The sequence below is a fragment of the Pseudomonas umsongensis genome, from assembly GCF_002236105.1.
GTDB lineage: Bacteria > Pseudomonadota > Gammaproteobacteria > Pseudomonadales > Pseudomonadaceae > Aquipseudomonas > Aquipseudomonas umsongensis.
Map to the genome: position 1 here is coordinate 696706 of NZ_NIWU01000002.1, position 22188 is coordinate 718893.

Here is a 22188-nt window from a genome sequence, read left to right on the forward strand (position 1 = left end):
TCTGCGTTCGGCTTTGGAAGGGAAGGGACGCGGAGCGTCCCGGGCTGCATTCCCACGCAGAGCGTGGGAACGATCAGGCAGCAGAGGTTTAGAGCAGGCTGATCGGATAGCTGATGATCACGCGGTTCTCATCAAACTCGTTGTTGCTGTAGTCGCGGCGCATCGTCGAGTTGCGCCACTTCACATTCAGGTCTTTCAGCGCACCACTCTGCACGGTGTAGCCCAGTTCACTTTCACGCCCCCATTCCTTGCCATCGGTGATCGTGCCGGTGTGCACGTTATCGCCGCTGATGTAGCGGTTCATCAGGGTCAGGCCCGGCACGCCGAGGGCAACGAAGTTGTAGTCGTGGCGCACTTGCCAGGATTTTTCCCGGGCGTTGTCGTAGCTGGAGTTGTAGCTGTCGTTGGCCAGGGTACCGCCGCTGGTGCCGTTGACCCGCATCCACGGGCTGTCGCCGGTAAGTTTCTGCAGGCCGACGTAAAAGGTGTTGCCGCCGTACTTGGCCGAGAACAGGCCGTACATGGTTTTGTTGTCCAGCTCGCCGGCTCGGGCGCTGCCGTCATCCTTGCCGTAGAAGTAACCGAGGTTGGCGCCGAGGGTCCAGGCGCCGATGGGTTGGCTGTGGGTCAGGCTGATGAATTGCTGGCTGTAGATGTCCTTCAGTTCGGCGTTCCACACACCGATCTGGGTGCGTTTATCGTTGAACAGGTACTCGCCGCCCTGGAAGTTGAAACGGTCGGAGGTGAACGCGGCTTTGCCGGTCATCGACATGTCGCCCATGCTGCTGTCGTCGCGCGGGCTGTTCTGGCGGAACTGACCGCCGTACAGCGTCAGGCCGTCGATTTCCTTCGAGGTGAGTTGGCCGCCGCGGAAGGTTTGCGGCAGGGAACGACCGTCGTCCGAACGCAGGATCGGCAGCACCGGCATCCATTCGCCCACTTTCGCTTCGGTCTGCGACAGCTTGGCCTTGAACGCCACGTTGGTGCGACCGAAGTTGTCGGCCGGGCGGCCGTCACTGTCCAGCGGCAGCAGTTGGGTACCGCCAGTACCTTTGCCGCCATCGAGTTTCACCGAGTACAGGCCCAGCACATCCATGCCGAAACCGACGGTGCCTTGGGTAAAGCCGGACTTGGCATCGAGGATGAAGCTTTGCGTCCACTCTTCGGCCTTGCCTTGGGCCTTGGTCGGGTTGGTGAAATTGCGGTTGATGTAGAAGTTGCGCAGGTTCAGGTTGACCTTGGCGCCCTCGACAAAACCCGGCTCTTCGGCGGTCACGGTAGTTGCGGTTGCGGTCAAGGCGACGGCGATCAAGCTTGGGAGGAAATAATGCGCGGTGGAAGGCGTCATGGGCTCGGGTCTCTCTAATTGTTGTGGATGCAACAGGATGTGCCGCAACCTGAGGCTGCATTTGAAGATTCGGATCGGGTGATAGCGGAACGGGATCAGCCGGGAAGGGCAGGGCGCTGGGGCACGGTGTGGATCCTTATTTTTATTGGTCTGAGATGGAATGGTGCGGTGAATTAACTAGATAGTTCAATTGTGAGGGATGAATTTTGGGCGATTATCGAACGAAAACGAATGACATTATTTAAGGCAGGTAGGGAGAAGGGCGGTGGTGTTATTGGAAAAGTTTTCGCTATAGATATCAGGTATATATAACTTTTTTGTTTGTCGCGCTGTCACTTATGACAGTTGTTTTGATCCTGATCAAGGAATACGCTCGCCTTTGTGGTTGTTGTGTTTTTAACTATTATTTAATAGAGGGCGTGGTCATGGGTATCGAAAAAGAAGAACAAGGCAAGGCTGCCATTAGTGGGGCGAAAGATCATAATCCGGGAGTCGGAGGAATTAGAACAACCATTAAAAAAGGTGATATAGAGCGTCGGATCAATTTTGGTGATATTGATTTTCTTTCCTGGACTCCTGGTAATTTTTTGCTGAAGGCCTCAAATTCAGGAGCGGGTGGTGAAGCGAATTTAGAGTTTGGTTCGAATCTGGATCTTTTAGTGGATACAGAATACGCAATCTCCTCAGATCCAGATGCAGTGGAGGCATATTGTGAAATTAAAGAGTTTATGGGTTTTGGATATTACACGTTAGGAAATATCACTTTTACGACCTTGATTGAAGCTGGAGGTGAATTAAAAGTAGCCGGTAAATTTGATTTTAAGATTGTAAATTCCGCAGATCCAACGGAAATCGTATATGTGCATTGCCCTGAGTTCGCTGTGAGTGCCAAGGTGCGCAAGTGATTGGCCTGTTGTAATCATGTGCCGATAAGTATTTTAACGAAAAAGGCTTCGCCGACTCGCTCTAGGTGGGCTGTATATTTTAATGGCTAGATAGCGTGGATGTGGAATGTGAATTTGAGGGGTTTACCGGCAGCTGTATGTCATTCGGCAAGTTATCAGGCTCAGATGCCGGCGATGTATATGATCTTTGGCCGCCATACCAATAAGCCCACCATCGGTGGGCTTATTGGTTTTACTACTATCAGAATAATTTCAACTTCGGCGCTTCTTCTTTTAGCGGCTCGTTCTTCGCCGTCTGTTCATTCCAGCCACCGCCCAGGGCCTTGTACAGGTTGACCTGGCTGACCAGTTGCGCCAGACGGTCGGTGATCAATGCCTGTTGGGCACTGAACAGCTGACGCTGGGCATCGAGGAAGGTCAGGTTGCTGTCGACACCGATGCGGTAACGACGCTCGGCCAGGCGGTAGTAGTCCTGGTTGGCGTTGACGAAGTCCTGCTGCGCCTGCAACTGCTGGACGTAGGTCTGGCGCGCGGCCAGGCCGTCGGCGACTTCCTGGAAGGCGGTCTGGATGGACTTCTCGTAGTTCGCCACGCCAATGTCTTTCTGGATTTTCGAATAATCCAGGCTGGCACGCAGGCTGCCGGCGTTGAAGATCGGCAGGTTGATCTGCGGCTGGAACAGCCAGGTGCCCGAGCCACCCTTGAACAGGCCGGACAGGTCCGGGCTGAGGGTCCCGGCGTTGGCCGTCAGGCTGATGCTCGGGAAGAACGCTGCCCGCGCCGCGCCAATGTTGGCGTTGGCGGCCTTGAGGTTGTACTCGGCTTGCAGGATGTCCGGGCGACGCTGCAGCAAGTCCGACGGCAGGCCAGGCGGCACTTCGGCCAGCAGGTCGTCGTTCAGCGGTTTAGCCGCTTGCAGGTTGGCCGGGATGCCGGTGCCAAGCAGCAGCACCAGGCTGTTTTCATCCTGGGCGACCTGACGGGTGTACTTGGCCAGTTGCGCACGGGCGTTTTCCACCGAGGTGCGCGATTGTGCCAGGTCCAGGGCCGAAGCGACGCCCACTTCGTTGCTGCGCGCGGTGAGCTTGTAGCTCTCCTCGAACGCGGCGAGGGTGTCCTGGGTCAGCTTGAGCAGTTCCTTGTCGGCCTGCCAGGTCAGGTAGGCATTGGCCACGCTGGCCACCAGGCTGATCTGGGTGCTGCGCCGGCCTTCTTCGGTGGCGAAGTACTTCTGCAGGGCTTCTTCGTTCAGGCTGCGAATCCGACCGAACATATCCAGTTCATAGGCGCTGATGCCAACCGTGGCCGAGTAGGAACTGGTGATACCGGCCTCGCCGGTCTGCGAAGCGTCAGCCGGCAAGCGCTGGCGGCTGCCGGTACCGTTGGCCGAAACGGCCGGGAACAGATCGGCGCGCGAGATGCGGTATTGAGCCGCAAAGGCGTCGATGTTCAAGGCCGCGACACGCAGGTCGCGGTTGTTTTCCAGGGACAGCTGAATCAGTTGCTGCAGCGCCGGGTCATGGAAAAACTGCTTCCAGCCCTGCTCGGCAGCGGCCTGCGCCGGAGCCTGGGCTGGCGAATACGCCTGGCCCTGCGGGTATTGATCTGCCACCGGAGCGTCCGGCCGCTGATAGTCAGGTATCAGCGAGCAGCCACCAAGCACGAATGCGGCGACGGCCAGGGAGAGTAGCGACTTGCTCATTAGCCAGCCTCTTTAGAAGTTTCAATGGCGTCTTGCTGGTCGACGTTTTTACGCTGACCCAGGGCCGACACGGTGACGAAGAACAGTGGGACCCAGAAGATCGCCAGAACGGTTGCGGTGATCATACCGCCAATCACGCCGGTACCGATGGCATGCTGGCTACCGGAACCTGCACCCGTGGATATCGCCAGGGGCACCACGCCGAGCACGAACGCGAGCGAGGTCATGATGATGGGTCGCAGACGCATGCGGCAGGCTTCGATGGCCGCCTCGCGCAGGCTGCGCCCTTGTTCGTGCAGTTCCTTGGCGAATTCGACAATCAGGATGGCGTTTTTCGCCGCCAGGCCGATGGTCGTCAACAAGCCCACCTGGAAGTACACGTCGTTGGACAGGCCGCGCAGGCTGGTGGCCATCAGCGCACCGATGATCCCCAGCGGTACCACCAGCATGACCGCGATCGGAATCGACCAGCTTTCATAGAGGGCCGCCAGGCACAGGAACACCATCAGCAACGACAAGGCGTACAGCGCAGGCGCTTGCGAACCCGACAAACGTTCCTCGTAGGACAACCCGGTCCAGGAAATACCGACGCCGGCCGGCAGTTTCTTGGCGATGGCCTCGACTTCGGCCATGGCTTCACCGGTGGAGTAACCCGGTGCCGGGGCGCCGAGGACTTCCACCGCTTCCACGCCGTTGTAACGGGCCAGTTTCGGCGATCCGTAGATCCACTCACCCTTGGCGAACGCCGAGAACGGAACCATGGTGCCGACGCTGTTGCGCACGTACCACTTCTGCAAGTCCTCAGGGCTCATCCGCGCACCGGGCTGGCCTTGCACGTAAACCTTCTTCACCCGACCGCGGTCGATGAAGTCGTTGACGTAGCTACTGCCCAGGGCGATCGACAGGGTGTTGTTGATGTCGGCGATGGTAATGCCCAGGGCACTGGCCTTCTCGTCGTCGATTTCCAGCTGGTATTGCGGCTCATCGTTCAAGCCGTTCGGACGCACTTGAGTCAGGATCTTGCTTTGCGCCGCCATGCCGAGGAACTGGTTGCGGGCTTCCATCAGCTTGTCGTGACCGATACCGGCGCGGTCCTGCAGGAACACGTCGAAACCGGTGGCGTTACCCAATTCCAGTACCGCCGGTGGCGCGAAGGCAAACACCATGGCGTCACGGAAGGTGAAGAAGTGCTGCTGGGCACGGGCTGCGACCTTGAACACGCTATTGTCGGCGTTACGGTCTTCCCATGGGCGCAGCATGATGAACGCCATGCCCGAGCTTTGGCCACGGCCGGCGAAGTTGAAGCCGGTCACGGTAAACACCGAGTTCACCGCGTCGCCTTCACCGCCATCCTTGCCCGGACGCAGCAGGAATTCACGCATTTCGTCCACGACCACCTGGGTGCGCTGGGACGTTGATCCGGCGGGGGTCTGTACCTGGGCGAACAATACGCCCTGGTCTTCTTCCGGCAGGAACGCGGTTGGAATGCGGGTGAACAGCCAGATCATGCCAACGACGATGATGATATAGGCCAGCAGGTACGGCGCCTTGTGCGTCAGCATGCTGCCGACGCCACGCTCGTAGCTTTTGACACCACGGTCGAAGTTGCGGTTGAACCAGCCGAAGAAACCGCGTTTCGGGGTGTGGTGCTCGCCCTTGGGAATCGCCTTGAGCATGGTGGCGCAGAGCGCCGGCGTGAAGATCAGGGCCACCAGTACCGACAGGGCCATGGCCGAGACGATGGTGATCGAGAACTGCTTGTAGATCACACCGGTGGAGCCGCTGAAGAAGGCCATTGGCAACAGCACCGCCGACAGCACCAGGGCGATACCGACCAGTGCTCCCTGGATCTGCCCCATGGATTTCTTGGTCGCTTCCTTGGGCGACAGGCCTTCTTCGCTCATCACCCGTTCGACGTTTTCCACCACGACGATGGCATCGTCCACCAGCAAGCCGATGGCCAGCACCATACCGAACATGGTCAGGGTATTGATGCTGAAACCGGCTGCCGCGAGGATCCCGAATGTACCGAGCAATACCACCGGTACCGTCATCGTGGTGATGATGGTGGCGCGGAAGTTCTGCAGGAACAGGAACATCACCAGGAACACCAGCCCGACCGCTTCGACCAGGGTGTGAACCACGCCCTTGATCGATTCGGTCACCACCGGCGTGGTGTCGTACGGGAACACCACTTCCATCCCTTCGGGGAAGAACGGCTTGAGGTTGTCGATGGTCGTGCGCAGGGCCTTGGCGGTATCCAGGGCGTTGGCGCCAGTGGCCAGTTTCACGGCCAGGCCGGACGCCGGGGCGCCGTTGAACTGGGCGTTGATGCTGTAGTTCTCACCACCCAGGCCGACGCTGGCGACATCCCTGAGGCGAACCTGGGAGCCGTCCTTGTTGACCTTGAGCAGGATCTTTTCGAATTGCTCGGCGGTCTGCAGGCGGGTCTTGCCGATGATCGTCGCGTTCAGCTGCGTGCCGGGCAGGGCGGGCAGGCCGCCGAGCTGGCCGGACGAGACCTGGACGTTCTGTGCGGCGATGGCGGTTTTGACATCGATCGGGGTCAGGTTGAAGTTGTTCAACTTTGCCGGGTCGAGCCAGATGCGCATGGCGTACTGGGAGCCGAATACCTGGAAGTCGCCGACGCCGGCGGTCCGCGAGATCGGGTCCTGCATGTTGGACACGATGTAGTTGGACAGGTCGTCCTTGGTCATGCTGCCGTCACGCGACACCACGCCGATGACCAGCAGGAAGTTCTTCACTGCCTTGGTCACGCGGATACCTTGTTGCTGCACTTCCTGCGGCAACAGCGGGGTGGCCAGGTTCAGCTTGTTCTGGACCTGGACCTGCGCGGTATCGGAGTTGGTGCCTTGCTCGAAGGTCGCGGTAATGGTCATGGTGCCATCGGAGTTACTTTCCGAAGACACATAACGCAAATTGTCGATACCGTTTAGCTGCTGCTCGATCACCTGGACCACGGTGTCCTGCACGGTTTGCGCAGAAGCGCCCGGGTAGGTCACGGAAATGGCGATAGCCGGAGGCGCAATGCTCGGGTATTGGTTGATCGGCAACTTGAGGATCGATAGAGCCCCGACCAGCATGATCACCAGGGCGATTACCCAGGCGAAGATCGGACGGTCGATGAAGAATCTGGACATGGATTACTCCCCTTGGCCGCTGGAAGCCTGCTCAGCTGGCTTGGCGGGGGCCGGGTTTTTTGTGCCGACGTTGGTGGCGTCAGTGGGCTTGACTTCGATGCCCGGCTTGACGAATTGCAGGCCTTCGGTGATCAGGCGATCGCCGGCCTTCAGGCCGTCTTCGATCAGCCATTGGTTGCCGACGGTGCGGTTAGCCTTGAGCTGACGCAGTTCGACCTTGTTGTCGGGACCTACGACCAGCGCGGTCGGCATGCCTTTGAGGTCGCGGGTGACGCCTTGTTGCGGCGCCAGGATCGCGGCGCTGTTCACGCCTGCCTGCAACTGGGCGTGCACGAACATGCCCGGCAGAAGGGTGTGGTCAGGGTTCGGGAACACGGCGCGCAGGGTCACAGAGCCGGTGGTCTGGTCAACCGAGACCTCGGAGAACTCCAGCTTGCCGTCGAGCTTGTACTGGCTGCCATCCTCGAGGGTCAGTTTGACTTTCGCGGCGTTGTCGCCGGCTTTTTGCAGACGACCGCTTTCCAGTTCGCGGCGCAGCGTAAGCAGCTCGACCGAAGACTGGGTGACGTCGACGTAGATCGGGTCCAGCTGTTGGATCACCGCCATCGCTTCGGCCTGGCCGTTGCTGACCAGTGCACCTTCGGTGACCGACGAGCGACCGATCCGACCGGTCAACGGCGCATAGACCTTGGTGTAGCGCACGTTGATCTGGGCCGTTTGCAGTGCGGCTTCCGATTGCAGGCGATTGGCCACGGCGGTGTCGTATTCCTGGCGGCTCACGGCCTGTTCGTCGACCAGTTGCTTGTAGCGGTCAGAGATCGACTTGGTCGAACGCAAGTTGGCTTCGGCGCTTTTGAGCGTAGCGTCATAAACCGATGGATCGATCTGATACAGCTGCTGACCGGCCTTGACGTCGCCGCCTTCCTTGAAAAGACGCTTGAGAATGATGCCGTTGACCTGTGGGCGCACTTCGGCAATGCGGAATGCACTGGTGCGACCCGGCAGATCGGACGTCAACGTAAACGTTTGCGTCTGCAGAGTGACGACGCCGACCTGAGGCGGTGGTGCGGCCGGAGGGGCCTCTTCTTTTTTACATCCGCTGAGCAGCGATGCCAGGGCGACGGCGGCGACCAGAGCGGTAACAGCTGGCTTGAATTGCATGAAAATCCTCGGGTCAGGCGCGAAACAAACGCACAAGAAAAAATTGAAGGTTAAAAAGTGGGGGCCGAGTGGATAAGTAGCATGCTAAGGAATATACTTACGTTCATGGCTGTTTGTAAATACCTTGGTCACGTACCCATTCCGTTACAAACGCCGTCGCAAGGTTCGAATTGTAGGCCCGGGGACGATACCCAAGAGCACTCGCCCCGCTTTTATTCAGCTGATATCCAGACATCGCTGAAGCATCCTGATTGAGGTTGTACTGCCATGGTCCGTCGTACCAAAGAGGAAGCTCAAGAAACCCGCAGCCAGATAATTGAGGCGGCAGAAAAAGCCTTTTTTGAAAGGGGCGTGGCGCGCACGACACTGGCGGATATCGCGACCCTGGCCGGCGTCACTCGTGGGGCTATCTACTGGCATTTCAGCAACAAGGCGGATCTGGTGCAGGCCATGCTCGACACCCTGCACGAGCCTCTGGATGAAATGGCCAAGGCCAGCGTAGACGCGGACGAACTCGACCCCTTGGGCTGCATGCGCAAGCTGTTGATTCATTTGTTTCATCAAGTTGCTTTGGACCCGAAAACCCGACGCATCAACGAAATTCTGTTTCATAAGTGCGAGTTCACCGATGAAATGTGCGACCTGCGCCTTCAGCGTGTGGCGGCCAGCCTGGACTGCAATGTACAGATCGACCTGGCCTTGAGTAACGCCGTGAATCGCGGGCAATTGCCGGAAAACCTCGACACGGCTCGCGCGGCCATCAGCCTGCATGCCTATATCGATGGCATCCTGTACCAGTGGCTGCTGGCGCCCGACAGTTTTCAACTGCACCTTGACGCAGAGCGTTGGGTTGAAACCGGGTTGGACATGCTGCGCTTGAGCCCCAGTCTGCGCAAATGAAACAATATGTAGAATTGGAGGCGAGCGCTGATCCTTCAGCGCTCGTCTGTTCGCGATGGCATGCTTTTATATACGTACGCGTGCCAGGTTGAAAGGTAGCGAGTTTCGTATTTTGTAGGGAATTTGTGTCGTGGGTAGTAAGGCAGGCTCAGACGCAGAGGTGAACACTCGCGTGACAAATGCCCTGGCTGACCACGCTTGTCGAACCGGCGGATTGGCCACCATCAGCCCAGGATGATTTCTACCTCGAAGTCGAAGGGCGCCTCATCACCCATTCGAGTGGTTGTGGTCGAGCACTTGATACTGGATGAGCCAATCGACGTGACGGTGTTTTTTACACTTGGCCTGAGCGTTGGCGTATGAACGCCAAATGACGTATTCATGATCATGCCCAGATCGAAGCGGACTCCGATATGATTATCGACGAAGTCTATAAACTGATTGAACATGATTTTGTTTTTAGGCCAGGGGTAGGCATAGCTATAGTCAAAGTCGCATTTAAATGCAGTTTGTCCTTGGGTGGGCGTCTGGAACGATTCGCGCTCTGCCTTGCTCATGGGTAAGCTGGTCTGGGCAATACCGAATGTATGAGACGTGTTATTGATGATTTTGACAATCACACGCGTATGTTTTGGACCCCTTTTCTGATTTCGCCATTGTTCGATTTTTTGATTCAGCGCGTTCGTATATTCCGCTTCTTCCAGCAAATCAATCAGCTCCACCTTGGCCTTGCCTACCAGATCGTCCAGCATGGCCTGGTATTCCTCGCTGAGCAGGTGCGGCGAAAGCTGGTAAAGAATACCGATAGAGGTAGCTTTAAAGAACGCGAACAATTGGTCGTAGGGTTGGTTAACTTCGTTGTCAGTGTCTTCACTGGTGTTCATGTCGATTCCTTTCGATAAAGTTTTGTCTTAGTTATGAGGAGTACAGCTGTCTGTGGAAAATTTATTATCTGTATTGGTGGTGCGTGCCGGAAGAGGTGGATGATGTCTGGATGTGTGTTGAATGCTTTTTTAGTGTGCTCGAAAGTTATTTTAATAAAAAAGCCCCGGCGCTTTCGAGTCGGGGCTTTTGCGTTTCAAGCTATGAAACTTACAGCGTCGGGTAGTCGATGTATCCCACCGGGCCCTTGGCGTAGAACAGCTCCGGACGAGCCTCGTTGAGCGGCGTATCCGCTTTCAGGCGCGCCGGCAAGTCCGGGTTGGCAATGAATGGCACACCGAAGGCGACTGCATCAGCCTTGCCGCTCGCCAGCCAGGCATTGGCGCTGTCCTTGGTAAAGCGTTCGTTGATGATGTACGGGCCACCGAAGGCTTCCTTGATTTGCGGTCCCAGGCTGTCGGCGCCTTCTTTTTCGCGCGAGCAGATGAAGGCGATGCCGCGTTTGCCCAGTTCGCGAGCGACGTAGGTGAAGGTTTCGGCCAGGTTGTCGTCACCCATGTCATGGGAGTCGGCGCGAGGTGCCAGGTGCACACCGACACGGCCGGCGCCCCAGACCTCGATCGCGGCATCGGTCACTTCCAGCAACAGCCGGGCACGGTTTTCCACGGAACCGCCGTATTGGTCGGTGCGCTGGTTGGTGCTGCTTTGCAGGAACTGGTCGAGCAGGTAGCCGTTGGCGCCGTGGATTTCCACGCCATCAAAACCGGCGGCCTTGGCGTTTTCGGCACCCACGCGGTAAGCGTCGACGATGTCGGCGATTTCAGCGGTTTCCAGCGCGCGGGGCGTTGGGTAATCGGCCAGTGGACGCACCAGGCTGACGTGGCCTTTAGGCTGGATGGCGCTTGGGGCGACCGGTTTTTCGCCATTCAGGTACGACTCGTGGGACACCCGGCCGACGTGCCACAGTTGCAGGAAGATCTTGCCGCCCGCGCCGTGGATCGCCTTGGTGACGTTGGTCCAGCCGCGCACCTGGTCGTTGGACCAGATGCCCGGGGTGTCCGGGTAGCCGACGCCCATCGGGGTGACCGAAGTGGCTTCGCTGAGGATCAGGCCAGCCGAAGCGCGTTGTACGTAATATTCGGCCATCAACGCGTTGGGCACACGGCCTTCGTCGGCGCGGCAGCGGGTCAGCGGGGCCATGATGATGCGGTTAGCCAGCTCGAGGTCGCCCAGTTTGATCGGATCGAAAATAGTCGTCATGAAATAGCTCTCTTGTGAAGATCAGTTGGTAACGGGGGCCAGTTCGGGGTCACCGCTCTGACGGAAAGTGATCAGGGTCGCCAGCAGGGCGAGTACCGCGAGGGCCGCTGCCGCGAGAGGCACGCTGGTCAGGCCGAAACCGTGGGCGATGACGCTGCCACCGACCCAGGCGCCCAATGCGTTGCCGACGTTGAAGGCGCCGATGTTCAGGGTCGAGACCAGGTTCGGTGCCGCCTTGCCGTAGGTCACCACGTTGACTTGCAGGGCAGGCACGGCGGCGAAACACGCGGTGGCCCAGAGGAACAGGGTGATTTCGGTCGGGATCAGCGCGACGCTGGTCCAGGTCAGTACGGTGGAGACCACGGCCATGGCGATGAAGACGCCGATCAGGGTTGCCGCCAGGCCTTTGTCCGCCAGCTTGCCACCGATGATGTTGCCGACGGTCAAACCCAGGCCGATGAGCATCAAGGTCCAGGTCACGCCACGGGGCGAGACACCGGTGACTTCGCCCAGCAGTGGCGCTACGTAAGTGAACAGGGTGAATACAGAGGCGGCGAACAGTGCCGTCATGCTCAGGGACAACCAGATACCGGCGCCTTTGAGGGCGCGCAATTCGGCGCGCATGTCGAGTTTTTCTTCATCGCGGTTGGCCGGCAGGAAGCGGATCAGGCCGATCAATGCGATTACGCCGATCACGGTCACCGCCCAGAAAGTCGAGCGCCAGCCGGCCTGTTGGCCGAGCGCGGTGCCCAGCGGTACGCCGAGGACGTTGGCCAGGGTCAGGCCGGTGAACATCAAGGCCACGGCCGAGGCGCGCTTGTTGGCGGGCACCAGGCCTGCCGCCACCACCGAACCGATGCCGAAGAACGCACCATGGCACAGGGCGGTCACCACTCGGGCAAACATCAGCACGTTGTAGTCACTGGCTACCGCGCAAAGCAGGTTACCGACAATGAAAATGCCCATCAACGCTACCAGGGCGGCCTTGCGCGGCAGCCGGGCGGTGGCCAGTGCCATGAATGGCGCACCAATGGCCACGCCCAAGGCGTAACCGGTTACCAGCCAGCCGGCACCGGGGATCGACACACCGAGGTCGGCCGCCACATCGGGCAGCAAGCCCATGATGACGAACTCGGTGGTGCCGATGGCGAAGGCGCTTAACGCCAATATGAGTAGCGAGAGGGGCATGGGTGGATTCCTTGTCGGCTGGCTGACGTAAAGGGTCAGAGCTCTTTGCTGAAGACTTTGAGGAACTCCTGGATGGTTTCCTCGTTACGTTTGAAAAAGTGCCACTGGCCGACCTTGCGGCTGCTGATCAGGCCGGCGCGTTGCAGGGTCGCCAGGTGTGCCGACACCGTGGACTGCGACAGGCCGCAACGTTGATCGATCTGCCCGGCGCAAACGCCGTGCTCGTTACTGTGGGACTGGTCGGGGAATTCGACGGTCGGGTCTTTGAGCCAGTGCAGGATGTCTCGCCGTACTGGGTGCGCCAGGGCTTTTATTATTTCGTCGAGGTCAAGGTTCATGGTCGGGGGCTCGTGATTAGTAAAACGCTATATCGCGATGAAGCGAACTTTAAATCGGTATTTCGCGATATACCAATATGATTTCGATCTGATGACCGAGTAAATCGATATATCGGGTTATAACGATACGAGGATTGTATAGGGTCAAGGGCACAGTGCTAAGCTGCGCCCATGAACTATCTCGCACATCTTCACCTCGGTGGCCATCGTCCCGGTCAATTGCTCGGCAGTCTCTATGGCGATTTCGTCAAGGGACGGCTGCAGGGGCAGTTCGATCCGGAAATCGAAACGGCCATCCAGCTGCATCGCAGCATCGACGTATTTACCGATCGCCATCCGCTGGTGGATGTCGCGTTGTCGAGGTTTTCCCTGACGCGCCGGCGTTATGCCGGAATCGTGCTTGATGTATTTTTTGATCATTGCCTGGCCCGGGACTGGACGCTGTACGCGGATCAGCCGCTGGAACTGTTCACCTCGGACGTGTACCGGGTGTTGTCCGCCCAACCTGAACTGCCGGATCGCCTGGCGACAATCGCGCCGCACATGGTGGCCCATGACTGGTTGGGGTCTTATCGGGAATTCGAAGTGCTGGAGCAGGTATTGCGGGGGATTTCTCGACGCTTGACCCGACCGGAGGAACTGGCGGCGGCGATGCAGGAGTTGCGCGTGTTGTATGAGCCGTTGAGCGAGGATTTCCGGTTGTTCTATCCGCAGCTGCAGGATTTTGCTCTGCAACAGATGTAGCCAAGATCAAAAGATCGCAGCCTTCGGCAGCTCCTACATTGATCCGGTGTAGGAGCTGCCGAAGGCTGCGATCTTTTTCTTTCAGGCGGCGATCAGTTCGCCGGCACGCCGTGGTTCAGCAGGTTTCGCCACTTCGCCAAACAATGCCTTCTGCACCGCCTGCTGCGCTTCGAACGCCAGCGCAGCACGTTCGCGGCCTTCGCATGGGATCGGCTTGAGCAGATGAATCTCCACTGCGCCGCGGTCGTTGGCAAACAAGCGCATCAGGTGCGACAGCAAATCATCATCGCCAATGAACGGTGCCAGTGTGTCGGGCTCACCGTTGCGCACATAACGAATCGCCACCGGTTGCAGTTTCACCTCGGAGTCGATCGCCGCCGACAGAAGGCGACCGTGAAAGGTGCGCAGCGAACGGCCATCGGTAGTCGTGCCTTCCGGGAACATCAGCAGCGGATGTGCCTGTTGCAGGTGGCGCGTCATCTGTTTGCGGATCAACTGGCTGTCACCCGAACCGCGACGGATAAACAGGCTGCCGGCCTTGGCCGCCAACCAGCCCGCCACCGGCCAGGTGCGCACTTCGGCCTTGGACAGGAACGACAGCGGCGTGAGCATTCCCAACAGCGGGATGTCGGTCCAGGACACGTGGTTGCTGACCCAGAGCATTGGCGTCTTGGGCAACTCACCGTGCAGGGTCACGTCGAAGGGCAAGGAGTTGCTCAGGCGTGCCATGAAAAACCGCGACCAGCGCTGGCGGCGTTCCATCGAGTGAGCCAGCCCCAGGCGTTCGAACATACCGAATACGCTGGCCATGCTCAGGCCGAGCGCGACCACCAGAAGCACCCGGGCGATTCGCGCGTACACGCGCAAGCGACTCATCAGACAGCCGCCTTGAAGTGTTTGGCGTAACGCGGGCAGAGTTCGTCGCGCTTGAGCAGGATGAACACATCGGCCACCTGGAAATCTTCGTCCCAGCACGGCTCGCCGCAGATCTTCGCGCCCAGGCGCATGTAGGCCTTGAGCAGTGGCGGCATTTCGGCGATCACGTTCGAGGGAATGTCCAGGGTGGGCAGCGGCTTTTTCGGTTCCGCCCGCAAGTGTTCGGTGCACAGGTAGCGTTCACGCAGGCGCTGCATGATTGCGTGGGCCTGGATCCCGCCGTCCTGCATCGGAATGCTTGCGCAACCCATCAAGTAACTGTATCCGCCCTGGTTCAGGACTTCGGCCAGTTCGCCCCAGAGCACGGCGATGGTACCGCCATTGCGGTAGGCCGGGTCGACGCAGGTGCGACCGATTTCCAGGATCGGGCCTTTGAGGTGAACGAGCCCGTGCAGGCTGAATTCTTCTTCGCTGTAGAATTTGCCCAGGCTGCTGGCGGCGGTATGGTCGAGCAGCCGGGTGGTCGCCACCAGGCGCCCGGTGTTCAGGTCACGCACGCCGATGTGAACGCAGTGAACATCATAGTCGTCCATGTCCAGACCCAATTCCGCGCCCTTGAGCTTGGCGTTGAACTCGCCGCTGAACACGTTGAAGCGCAGGGCCTGGGCTTCCTGCAAAGCCTCGGCGCCGACCAGGCGTTCGGCTTGCAGGCGGCGTTCGTTGCCGGTGTCGCTGATGCGTGCGATCTGAGTCATGGCGAATCTCCGTGCGGGCTGCTCTCCCGTCTTGGGGTTACAGCGAATCGACTTTCTTTATCCAGCCGTGTTGTGCAAAGTCAGGCTATGTAGCCCCGGTGTCATCGCCGTTAAGCTTTGGTGATGCTTGTATGACAGCCCACAAGGAGCCTCTTATGCCCTGGCAAACCCTGTTGAACCGCCACGCTCGCTTGCCCGCCAATCCGGATCTGGGCGAGGGGTTCGCAACGTTGTTGCAGCAGCTGGGTAACGTCGCCCCGTTTGAACTGGCCGTGGTCGGTGCACGCTTGATGGCGACGCCGGGGCTGGCATTCCTGGTGGGCTATCAGGCGGCGTTGCGCATGCTGTGGCCAAGCGCGCCGTTGAGCCTTGGCGCACTGTGCGCGACCGAGCAACGCAGCCTGCGGGTGGCTGACATGCAAACCCGTCTGCACGATTTGCGCTTGAGCGGACGCAAGGATTTCGTCACTGCAGGCGATGCCGCCGACTGGCTGCTGATTGCCGCCCGCAGCGAACAGCAAGGCGAAGCTCCGCGCCTGAGCCTGGCGGTGGTCTACCCCGATGAACCGGGCGTGCGGGTGGAAAAACTGCCGCCGATTCCGTTGATGCCGGACATCAGCCATGGCCGGCTATTTCTCGACAATGCATTGTGCGAATTGCTCGCGGGGGATGGCTGGGATGCGTACGTCAAGCCATTCCGGACCCTGGAAGACATCTATGTCTTGAGTGCCATGACCGCCTGGCTGTACGGCGTTGGCCAGGACAGTGACTGGCCGCAAGCCTTGCAGTTGCGCTTGCTGGCGCTGCTGGCCGGGTGTGCGGAGGTCAGTCGACATCCCCCCGTCAGTCCGGCGGGGCATGTGTTGCTCGGTGGTCTGTTTGCGCAGTTCGAGGGGCTCAAGGGTGAGATCAACGCAGCGCTGGCCGAGGGCCCGCCACAGTGGGCGGCGATGTGGCAGCGCGATCAGGCGGTACTGGATCTGGCGGCCGGGGCCAGGGGCAAGCGGTTGGCCAAGGCACTATCCGGATCTTCGCTGAATTGACTGACGCCTTCGCGAGCAAGCCCGCTCCCACATTTGATCGCAATCATTCTGGGAACCCGGTTAAATGTGGGAGCGGGCTTGCTCGCGAAGGCGGTCGCAGTAACAACACAAATCCCGGAACTGTCATCAACCTCGACTAGGCTCAGCAGGTTCATCGCCACGAGCCCCCGCCATGCCCAAAGGCCTGTTCCTGTTTTTCATGCTGTTGCTCAGTCTCCCGGCCCACGCTGAAGACTGGCCCACTGAGCAATGGCCCACAGGGCCAGCCATCACCGGTCCGGCGCTTCAAGCACTAGAGGCATATGCCTTCCCACCCCGCGACGACACCACCCGCCGAGGCATTCGCAGCGACGCCTTGCTCGTCATCCGCGACGGCCAGTTGATCTACGAACGCTACGCCGGCCCGACCAATGCCCAAACGCCGCATCTCACCTGGTCCATCAGCAAAAGCCTGATGGCCACGGTCCTCGGCGTAGCTTATGGCGATGGCCGGTTCAGGCTCGAGGACCCGGTGGCCAAATTTTACCCGCCACTGGAAAAACACCCGGACCTGACCATGGCCGACCTGCTGCACTGGGCCTCCGGCATCGACTGGCAGGAAGACTACGAATACGCACCGTTGAAGTCGTCGGTGGTGGCCATGCTCTACACCCGTGGTCACTCGGACATGGCTGCCTTCACGGCCGATCACCACTCGTACGCAGCAGCGGGGCAGGCGTTTCGCTATTCCAGTGGCGACACCAATCTACTGTCCGCCGCGCTGAAAAACATCGTTGGTGCAGAGCGCTACCCGAACTATCCGTGGAGTGCGTTGTTCGAGCCATTGGGCATTCGTAGCGCGGTTTGGGAAACCGACGCTACGGGAACGTTCGTCGCCTCGTCCTATGCCTACCTCACCGCTCGGGATCTGGCTCGCATCGGTCTGTTGATGGCGCGAGACGGTCGCTGGGGCGATAAACAACTGCTACCCAAAGACTGGGTTGTTTTCAATCGCGAGCCCTTCATTGGCTATCGCGCCAATCAGGATGAGGCGGTTCCCGGCGGCCACTGGTGGCTCAATCGTGCAACAGGCGGTGGCGCCCGACCCTGGCCCGATGCACCTGCCGACACCTTCGCTGCGCTGGGCCACTGGGGGCAGGCGATGTACGTGATTCCTGGCGCGAACCTGGTGATCGTCCGCTACGGCGATGATCGCGACGGCAGCTATCGGCACAATGAATTGCTCAGGCTTGCGCTTGAGGCGTTTGCCGGGAGTGAGCAGCCATGAGCAGCTTCATTCGTCGCCGTCCTTTCAGTGCGCTGCTGCTGGTCCTGTTGCTCGCCTTGGTAGGCTGGGTCTGGCATGAGCGAGTGGCGCTGATGGCGTTCCCCGACATCATCAGTGCATACACTGCGAAAGAATATTGCTCATGCCGCTACGTGATGGGTAACGACACCGAGTATTGCCTCAGCTATGTAAAGCAGTGGTTGCCCACCAGCGGTTTTTACGATGACGCCCCCAACAAGCGCATCACCGTCAGCGGCATGGGGCGCACTAATCGTGCAGCCTGGATCGGTGAACGCCAGGGCTGCCGCTTGAACCCCTGACGCCACACACAACACCCGTGGGAGCGAGCCTGCTCGCGAAAGCGTCGGCAGACTCAACGCAAGCAGTGGGACTGGTAGAGCATTCGCGAGCAGGCTCGCTCCCACAGGGTATTGGGCGAATTTCAATTGATCGGCCACCCAGGTTCCATCCAGTGGAACCACATTCGATTGTCCTCGTGCGTGACTCGCGGTTATCTGGTGGCGAACGCGACCTGCCGTTGATACGTCGCGCAATCACAGCGAACAAAAAGAACGGGAATACACCCGGCCCGAGGACATTCGACATGACCCGACATCAGCACATCCTTGCCTGGCTCAACGACGTCGCCAGCGACCTGCATGCCACCCGACAGGATATCCACGCCCATCCGGAACTCGGTTTCGAGGAAAGTCGCACCTCGGCGCTGGTCGCCAGGTCTCTCGAAGAATGGGGCTACGAGGTTCACACAGGTATCGGCAAGACCGGCGTAGTCGGCGTCCTGCGCAACGGCAGCAGCCCGCGCAAGTTGGGGATACGTGCCGACATGGATGCACTGCCGATCATCGAGAACACCGGGGCGGCCTACAGCAGCCGGCATCAGGGCTGCATGCACGCCTGTGGACACGATGGCCACACCGCGATGTTGTTGGGCGCAGCGCGCTACCTGGCGGCGACTCGCCAGTTCGATGGCACGCTGACCCTGATTTTCCAGCCAGCCGAAGAAGGCCAGGGCGGCGCCGAAGCAATGCTCGCCGATGGCCTGCTCGAACGTTTCCCTTGCGACGCACTGTTCGGCATGCACAACATGCCGGGCTTGCCAGCGGGGCACCTGGGGTTTCGCGAAGGGCCGATGATGGCTTCGCAGGATTTGCTCACCGTAACCCTCGAAGGCGTCGGCGGGCACGGCTCGATGCCGCATCTGGCGGTAGACCCATTGGTGGCGGCGGCCAGCGTGGTCATGGCCCTGCAAACCGTGGTCGCGCGCAACATCGATGCGCAGCAGGCGGCGGTGGTGACGGTCGGTGCATTGCAAGCCGGGGAGGCGGCCAACGTCATCCCCCAGCAGGCGATCCTGCGCCTGAGCCTGCGCGCGCTGAACGCCCAGGTGCGTGAGCAGACCCTCGACCGAGTGCGCGCGATCATCCAATCCCAGGCGCAAAGCTTCGGTTGCAGTTCGAAAATCGAACACCGTCCGGCTTACCCTGTACTGGTCAACCACGCCGCCGAAACCGAATTCGCCCGGCAAATCGGCGTCGAGCTGGTCGGTGCCGATGCCGTCGATGGCAACACCCCAAAACTGATGGGCAGCGAGGACTTCGCCTGGATGCTGCAACGCTGCCCCGGCGCCTACCTGTTCATCGGCAACGGCGTGTCGCGGCCGATGGTGCACAACCCCGCCTACGACTTCAACGACGACATCCTGCTGACCGGGGCTGCGTATTGGGGCGCGCTGACCGAGAGCTGGCTCAAGCCGGCCTGACCCTTTCACTTTCTACTGCCGCTGGACCGGGCGCGTCGAGTCGCGCCCGGCATCACCCAACAGGTTATTGGAGAGTTCCCCATGCACACTTCGAGCACAGGTGTTTCGCGCACCCGGCAGGTGGTCGCTGCCGTGATCGGCAACGCGCTGGAATGGTATGACTTCATTGTTTACGGCTTTCTGGCGAGCATCATTGCCCGGCAGTTTTTTCCGTCCGAAGACGAATACGCGTCGTTACTGATGGCCCTGGCGACGTTCGGCGTCGGGTTTTTCATGCGCCCCGTGGGCGGCATCCTGCTAGGCATGTATTCGGACCGCAAAGGCCGCAAGGCGGCGATGCAGATGATTATCCGCTTGATGACCGTGTCGATCGCGCTGATCGCCTTCGCGCCGAACTACGCCGCTATCGGCATGGGCGCCCCGTTGTTGATCGTAGTGGCGCGGATGCTCCAGGGTTTTGCCACCGGCGGCGAATACGCCAGTGCCACGGCGTTCCTGGTGGAAAGCGCGCCAGCGCACCGCAAGGGGTTGTACGGTTCGTGGCAGTTGGTGGGGCAATGCCTGGCGGTGTTTTCCGGGGCAGGGATGGTGGCGTTGTTCACCCATCTGCTGACCCCCGAAGCCCTGGACAGCTGGGGCTGGAGGATTCCGTTCATGATCGGCCTGTTGATCGGGCCGGTCGGCCTGTGGATTCGCAAGCACATGGAGGAACCGGAAGAATTCCTCGAGGCACGCAAACAAGCCAAAGGCGCGAGCCCGGGTTTGCTGCAAGTGATCCGCGAACATCGTCGCGCCATCCTGGTGTCGATGGGCCTGGCGTGCGGCGCGACGGTGTCGTTCTACGTGGTGCTGGTGAACATGCCGACCTTCGCCCACAAAAACCTCGGTTTGCCGCTGGATCAGGTGCTGCTGGTGCAAATGCTCGCGGTGGCGGTGATGACCGTGGTGATTCCGCTGTCTGGCGCATTGTCGGACCGTCTTGGTCGCCGTCCGGTGTTGATGGCTTTCACCCTGGCATTTTTCCTGATGGTGTATCCGCTGTACGTGTGGGTCGCGGCGGCGCCCTCGGTGGAGCGCTTGCTGGTGATGCAACTGTTGTTGTGCAGTTCAATTGGCGGCTTCTTTGGTCCGGCACCGACGGCGCTGGCCGAGCAGTTTCCGATTGAAGTGCGCTCCACTGGCGTGTCGGTGGCCTATAACGTTGCGGTCATGGTGTTCGGCGGTTTTGCTCCGCTGATCGTCACCTGGTTGAGCAAGGTGTTGGCGACACCGGTGGCGCCTTCGTTCTACGTATTGTTCGCTTGCGTGCTGACGCTGTTGGGCACTTACTGCATGCAGGAAGCACCACGGGCAAAGCGATCCGTTGCACTTAACCTTGGGGTGAAACCTTGAGCATGAATCCGATTGTTGAAATGGACGCCGATGCGTTGTCCCAGGCCATCCACGCTCGCGAGGTGTCCTGCCGTGAAGTGATGCAGGCCTATCTGGCGCAGATCGAGCGCTTCAATCCGCAGGTCAATGCGCTGGTGTCGCTGCGACCTGCCGAGGAGCTGCTGGCAGAGGCCGACGCCTGCGACCGACAACTGGACCAGGGCCAGTCCCGGGGCTGGATGCACGGTATGCCGCAAGCGGTGAAGGACCTGGCGGCCACCGCCGGGTTGCGCACGAGCATGGGATCAACGCTGTTCGCCGAACACATTCCACAGCACGACGCCATCAGTGTGGCGCGGGTTCGTGATTGCGGCGCGATCATCATCGGCAAGTCTAACGTGCCGGAATTCGGCCTCGGCTCGCAGACCTACAACAGCGTGTTCGGCACCACCACCAATGCCTACGACCCGTCGTTGATTGCCGGTGGCAGCAGCGGCGGGGCGGCGGTGGCGCTGGCGTTGCGCATGCTGCCGGTAGCCGACGGCAGTGACATGATGGGCTCGCTGCGCAATCCGGCGGCGTTCAATAACGTGTTTGGTTTGCGTCCGTCCCAGGGCCGCGTGCCGCATGGCCCGCAGCCGGAGGTGTTTGTCCAGCAACTGGCCACCGAGGGGCCGATGGGCCGCACCGTCACCGATGTCGCGCGTTTGCTCGGGACCCAGGCCGGGTACGACCCTCGCGTGCCATTGTCATTGACTCAGTGCCCGCAGGTTTTCCATCAGTCGCTGGCGCGGGACTTCAGCGAGGTCCGCGTGGGTTGGCTGGGCGACTACAACGGTTATCTGCCGATGGAGCCTGGCGTAATGAGCTTATGCGAGTCGGCGCTGCAGGACTTTGCGAGCCTGGGCTGCAAGGTCGAAGCCTGTCAGCCGGATTTCTCCATGGAACGCCTGTGGCAGACTTGGTTGGTGCACCGTCACTGGCTGGTGCACGGCAGTCTCGGCGCGTTGTATGCCGACCCGCGCAAGCGCGAACAACTCAAGCCCGAAGCCCAGTGGGAAATCGAGGGTGGCCTGCGCCTGATTGCGGCCGATGTCTATCAAGCCTCGGTCAGCCGCAGCGAGTGGTATCGCGCCTTGAACGAATTGTTCGAACGTTACGATTTCCTGCTGCTGCCCACCGCCCAAGTGTTCCCTTTTGATGCACAAACCCCTTGGCCGCGGGTGGTCGGCGGGCAAGATATGGACACCTATCACCGCTGGATGGAAGTGGTGATAGGTCCGACCCTGGCAGGTTTGCCAAGCATGAACGTGCCGGTGGGATTCAACCCGGCCGGACTGCCGATGGGCCTGCAAATCATTGGCCCGGCCCAGGCTGACCTTGCGGTTTTGCAGCTGGCTTACGCCCATGAGCAGCTAACGCAATGGGTTACGCGTCGGCCACCCGGTTGTCTGCAAACTGCGTAGAACCTTCGGGCAGGCCCGCATCTTGCTGTGCTTTTTAATAA

19 protein-coding genes are annotated in these 22188 nt (G+C 59.9%); 9 read left to right on the forward strand and 10 right to left on the reverse strand.

Annotation, left to right across the window (positions count from 1 at the left end; genetic code table 11):
* Window positions 1-88: 88 nt before the first annotated feature.
* On the reverse strand, window positions 89-1348 hold the full coding sequence (locus PSUM_RS13510; protein WP_020798349.1) for an OprD family porin: 1260 nt from the start codon (window positions 1346-1348) through the stop codon (window positions 89-91).
* A 425-nt stretch (window positions 1349-1773) separates the two neighbouring features.
* Between PSUM_RS13510 and PSUM_RS13515 the strand changes: the two genes are divergently transcribed.
* Complete coding sequence (locus tag PSUM_RS13515) at window positions 1774-2253, forward strand: hypothetical protein (RefSeq protein ID WP_083348367.1); 480 nt, start codon at window positions 1774-1776, stop codon at window positions 2251-2253.
* Window positions 2254-2494: 241 nt separating this feature from the next.
* Here the strand turns inward: PSUM_RS13515 and emhC are convergent, their stop codons facing one another.
* Genes emhC through PSUM_RS13530 form a run of 3 tightly spaced genes read right to left on the reverse strand, consistent with a single transcriptional unit; the run spans window position 2495 to window position 8277 of the window.
* Window positions 2495-3955 (reverse strand): efflux RND transporter outer membrane subunit EmhC, encoded by a 1461-nt coding sequence (emhC, locus tag PSUM_RS13520; protein ID WP_020798352.1) that lies wholly within the window; start codon window positions 3953-3955, stop codon window positions 2495-2497.
* Window positions 3955-7116: an efflux RND transporter permease subunit EmhB gene (emhB, locus tag PSUM_RS13525; protein ID WP_033040535.1), complete on the reverse strand. Its 3162-nt coding sequence runs from the start codon at window positions 7114-7116 to the stop codon at window positions 3955-3957. The genes emhC and emhB overlap by 1 nt, the downstream gene beginning before the upstream one ends.
* Window positions 7117-7119: 3 nt before the next feature.
* On the reverse strand, window positions 7120-8277 hold the full coding sequence (locus tag PSUM_RS13530) for an efflux RND transporter periplasmic adaptor subunit (protein WP_020798354.1): 1158 nt from the start codon (window positions 8275-8277) through the stop codon (window positions 7120-7122).
* A gap of 267 nt (window positions 8278-8544) precedes the next feature.
* Between PSUM_RS13530 and emhR the strand changes: the two genes are divergently transcribed.
* Entirely contained in the window at window positions 8545-9177 is a 633-nt protein-coding gene (gene emhR, locus PSUM_RS13535; protein ID WP_020798355.1) for an efflux system transcriptional repressor EmhR, read from the forward strand.
* A gap of 224 nt (window positions 9178-9401) precedes the next feature.
* Here emhR and PSUM_RS13540 read toward each other — a convergent pair whose 3' ends face one another.
* From PSUM_RS13540 to PSUM_RS13555, 4 genes are all read right to left on the reverse strand, one after another.
* Complete coding sequence (locus PSUM_RS13540) at window positions 9402-10061, reverse strand: hypothetical protein (protein WP_020798356.1); 660 nt, start codon at window positions 10059-10061, stop codon at window positions 9402-9404.
* Between the two features lie 208 nt (window positions 10062-10269).
* Window positions 10270-11319 carry an alkene reductase gene (locus PSUM_RS13545; RefSeq protein ID WP_033042955.1) on the reverse strand — a complete coding sequence of 350 codons (1050 nt, stop codon included), beginning with the start codon at window positions 11317-11319 and terminating at the stop codon, window positions 10270-10272.
* A 21-nt stretch (window positions 11320-11340) separates the two neighbouring features.
* Window positions 11341-12507, reverse strand: a complete 1167-nt coding sequence (locus PSUM_RS13550; protein ID WP_020798359.1) for an MFS transporter — start codon at window positions 12505-12507, stop codon at window positions 11341-11343.
* Window positions 12508-12542: 35 nt separating this feature from the next.
* Window positions 12543-12845 (reverse strand): ArsR/SmtB family transcription factor, encoded by a 303-nt coding sequence (locus PSUM_RS13555; RefSeq protein WP_008056907.1) that lies wholly within the window; start codon window positions 12843-12845, stop codon window positions 12543-12545.
* Window positions 12846-13016: 171 nt separating this feature from the next.
* Between PSUM_RS13555 and PSUM_RS13560 the strand changes: the two genes are divergently transcribed.
* Window positions 13017-13589 carry an acyl carrier protein phosphodiesterase gene (locus tag PSUM_RS13560; protein ID WP_083348368.1) on the forward strand — a complete coding sequence of 191 codons (573 nt, stop codon included), beginning with the start codon at window positions 13017-13019 and terminating at the stop codon, window positions 13587-13589.
* 81 nt (window positions 13590-13670) lie between these two features.
* Here PSUM_RS13560 and PSUM_RS13565 read toward each other — a convergent pair whose 3' ends face one another.
* Together PSUM_RS13565 and olsB are read right to left on the reverse strand one after the other, a co-directional pair.
* A complete protein-coding gene (locus PSUM_RS13565; protein WP_083348369.1) occupies window positions 13671-14465 on the reverse strand; it encodes a lysophospholipid acyltransferase family protein in 795 nt (264 codons plus the stop codon).
* On the reverse strand, window positions 14465-15220 hold the full coding sequence (gene olsB, locus PSUM_RS13570) for an L-ornithine N(alpha)-acyltransferase (RefSeq protein ID WP_020798362.1): 756 nt from the start codon (window positions 15218-15220) through the stop codon (window positions 14465-14467). The genes PSUM_RS13565 and olsB overlap by 1 nt, the downstream gene beginning before the upstream one ends.
* Window positions 15221-15375: 155 nt before the next feature.
* On the opposite strand from olsB, the gene PSUM_RS13575 reads away from it, so the two are divergent.
* From PSUM_RS13575 to PSUM_RS13600, 6 genes are all read left to right on the forward strand, one after another.
* Window positions 15376-16263, forward strand: a complete 888-nt coding sequence (locus tag PSUM_RS13575; protein WP_033042956.1) for an acyl-CoA dehydrogenase family protein — start codon at window positions 15376-15378, stop codon at window positions 16261-16263.
* Window positions 16264-16435: 172 nt separating this feature from the next.
* On the forward strand, window positions 16436-17530 hold the full coding sequence (locus PSUM_RS13580; protein ID WP_033042957.1) for a serine hydrolase domain-containing protein: 1095 nt from the start codon (window positions 16436-16438) through the stop codon (window positions 17528-17530).
* On the forward strand, window positions 17527-17850 hold the full coding sequence (locus tag PSUM_RS13585; protein WP_020798365.1) for a hypothetical protein: 324 nt from the start codon (window positions 17527-17529) through the stop codon (window positions 17848-17850). The genes PSUM_RS13580 and PSUM_RS13585 overlap by 4 nt, the downstream gene beginning before the upstream one ends.
* Window positions 17851-18134: 284 nt before the next feature.
* Entirely contained in the window at window positions 18135-19310 is a 1176-nt protein-coding gene (locus PSUM_RS13590) for a M20 aminoacylase family protein (RefSeq protein WP_033042959.1), read from the forward strand.
* 81 nt (window positions 19311-19391) lie between these two features.
* A complete protein-coding gene (locus PSUM_RS13595; RefSeq protein WP_083348370.1) occupies window positions 19392-20702 on the forward strand; it encodes a citrate-proton symporter in 1311 nt (436 codons plus the stop codon).
* A 2-nt stretch (window positions 20703-20704) separates the two neighbouring features.
* Window positions 20705-22147, forward strand: a complete 1443-nt coding sequence (locus tag PSUM_RS13600; RefSeq protein WP_083348371.1) for an amidase — start codon at window positions 20705-20707, stop codon at window positions 22145-22147.
* The last annotated feature ends 41 nt before the right edge of the window (window positions 22148-22188 follow it).

Coding starts and splice junctions, on each gene's coding strand:
- PSUM_RS13595 (WP_083348370.1), top strand. CDS start 19,392: ATGCACACTTCGAGCACAGGTGTTTCGCGCACCCGGCAGGTGGTCGCT.
- PSUM_RS13580 (WP_033042957.1), top strand. CDS start 16,436: ATGCCCAAAGGCCTGTTCCTGTTTTTCATGCTGTTGCTCAGTCTCCCG.
- olsB (WP_020798362.1), bottom strand. CDS start 15,220: ATGACTCAGATCGCACGCATCAGCGACACCGGCAACGAACGCCGCCTG.
- emhR (WP_020798355.1), top strand. CDS start 8,545: ATGGTCCGTCGTACCAAAGAGGAAGCTCAAGAAACCCGCAGCCAGATA.
- emhB (WP_033040535.1), bottom strand. CDS start 7,116: ATGTCCAGATTCTTCATCGACCGTCCGATCTTCGCCTGGGTAATCGCC.
- PSUM_RS13600 (WP_083348371.1), top strand. CDS start 20,705: ATGAATCCGATTGTTGAAATGGACGCCGATGCGTTGTCCCAGGCCATC.
- PSUM_RS13560 (WP_083348368.1), top strand. CDS start 13,017: ATGAACTATCTCGCACATCTTCACCTCGGTGGCCATCGTCCCGGTCAA.
- PSUM_RS13585 (WP_020798365.1), top strand. CDS start 17,527: ATGAGCAGCTTCATTCGTCGCCGTCCTTTCAGTGCGCTGCTGCTGGTC.
- PSUM_RS13515 (WP_083348367.1), top strand. CDS start 1,774: ATGGGTATCGAAAAAGAAGAACAAGGCAAGGCTGCCATTAGTGGGGCG.
- PSUM_RS13550 (WP_020798359.1), bottom strand. CDS start 12,507: ATGCCCCTCTCGCTACTCATATTGGCGTTAAGCGCCTTCGCCATCGGC.
- PSUM_RS13590 (WP_033042959.1), top strand. CDS start 18,135: ATGACCCGACATCAGCACATCCTTGCCTGGCTCAACGACGTCGCCAGC.
- PSUM_RS13530 (WP_020798354.1), bottom strand. CDS start 8,277: ATGCAATTCAAGCCAGCTGTTACCGCTCTGGTCGCCGCCGTCGCCCTG.
- PSUM_RS13540 (WP_020798356.1), bottom strand. CDS start 10,061: ATGAACACCAGTGAAGACACTGACAACGAAGTTAACCAACCCTACGAC.
- emhC (WP_020798352.1), bottom strand. CDS start 3,955: ATGAGCAAGTCGCTACTCTCCCTGGCCGTCGCCGCATTCGTGCTTGGT.
- PSUM_RS13545 (WP_033042955.1), bottom strand. CDS start 11,319: ATGACGACTATTTTCGATCCGATCAAACTGGGCGACCTCGAGCTGGCT.
- PSUM_RS13575 (WP_033042956.1), top strand. CDS start 15,376: ATGCCCTGGCAAACCCTGTTGAACCGCCACGCTCGCTTGCCCGCCAAT.
- PSUM_RS13510 (WP_020798349.1), bottom strand. CDS start 1,348: ATGACGCCTTCCACCGCGCATTATTTCCTCCCAAGCTTGATCGCCGTC.
- PSUM_RS13555 (WP_008056907.1), bottom strand. CDS start 12,845: ATGAACCTTGACCTCGACGAAATAATAAAAGCCCTGGCGCACCCAGTA.
- PSUM_RS13565 (WP_083348369.1), bottom strand. CDS start 14,465: ATGAGTCGCTTGCGCGTGTACGCGCGAATCGCCCGGGTGCTTCTGGTG.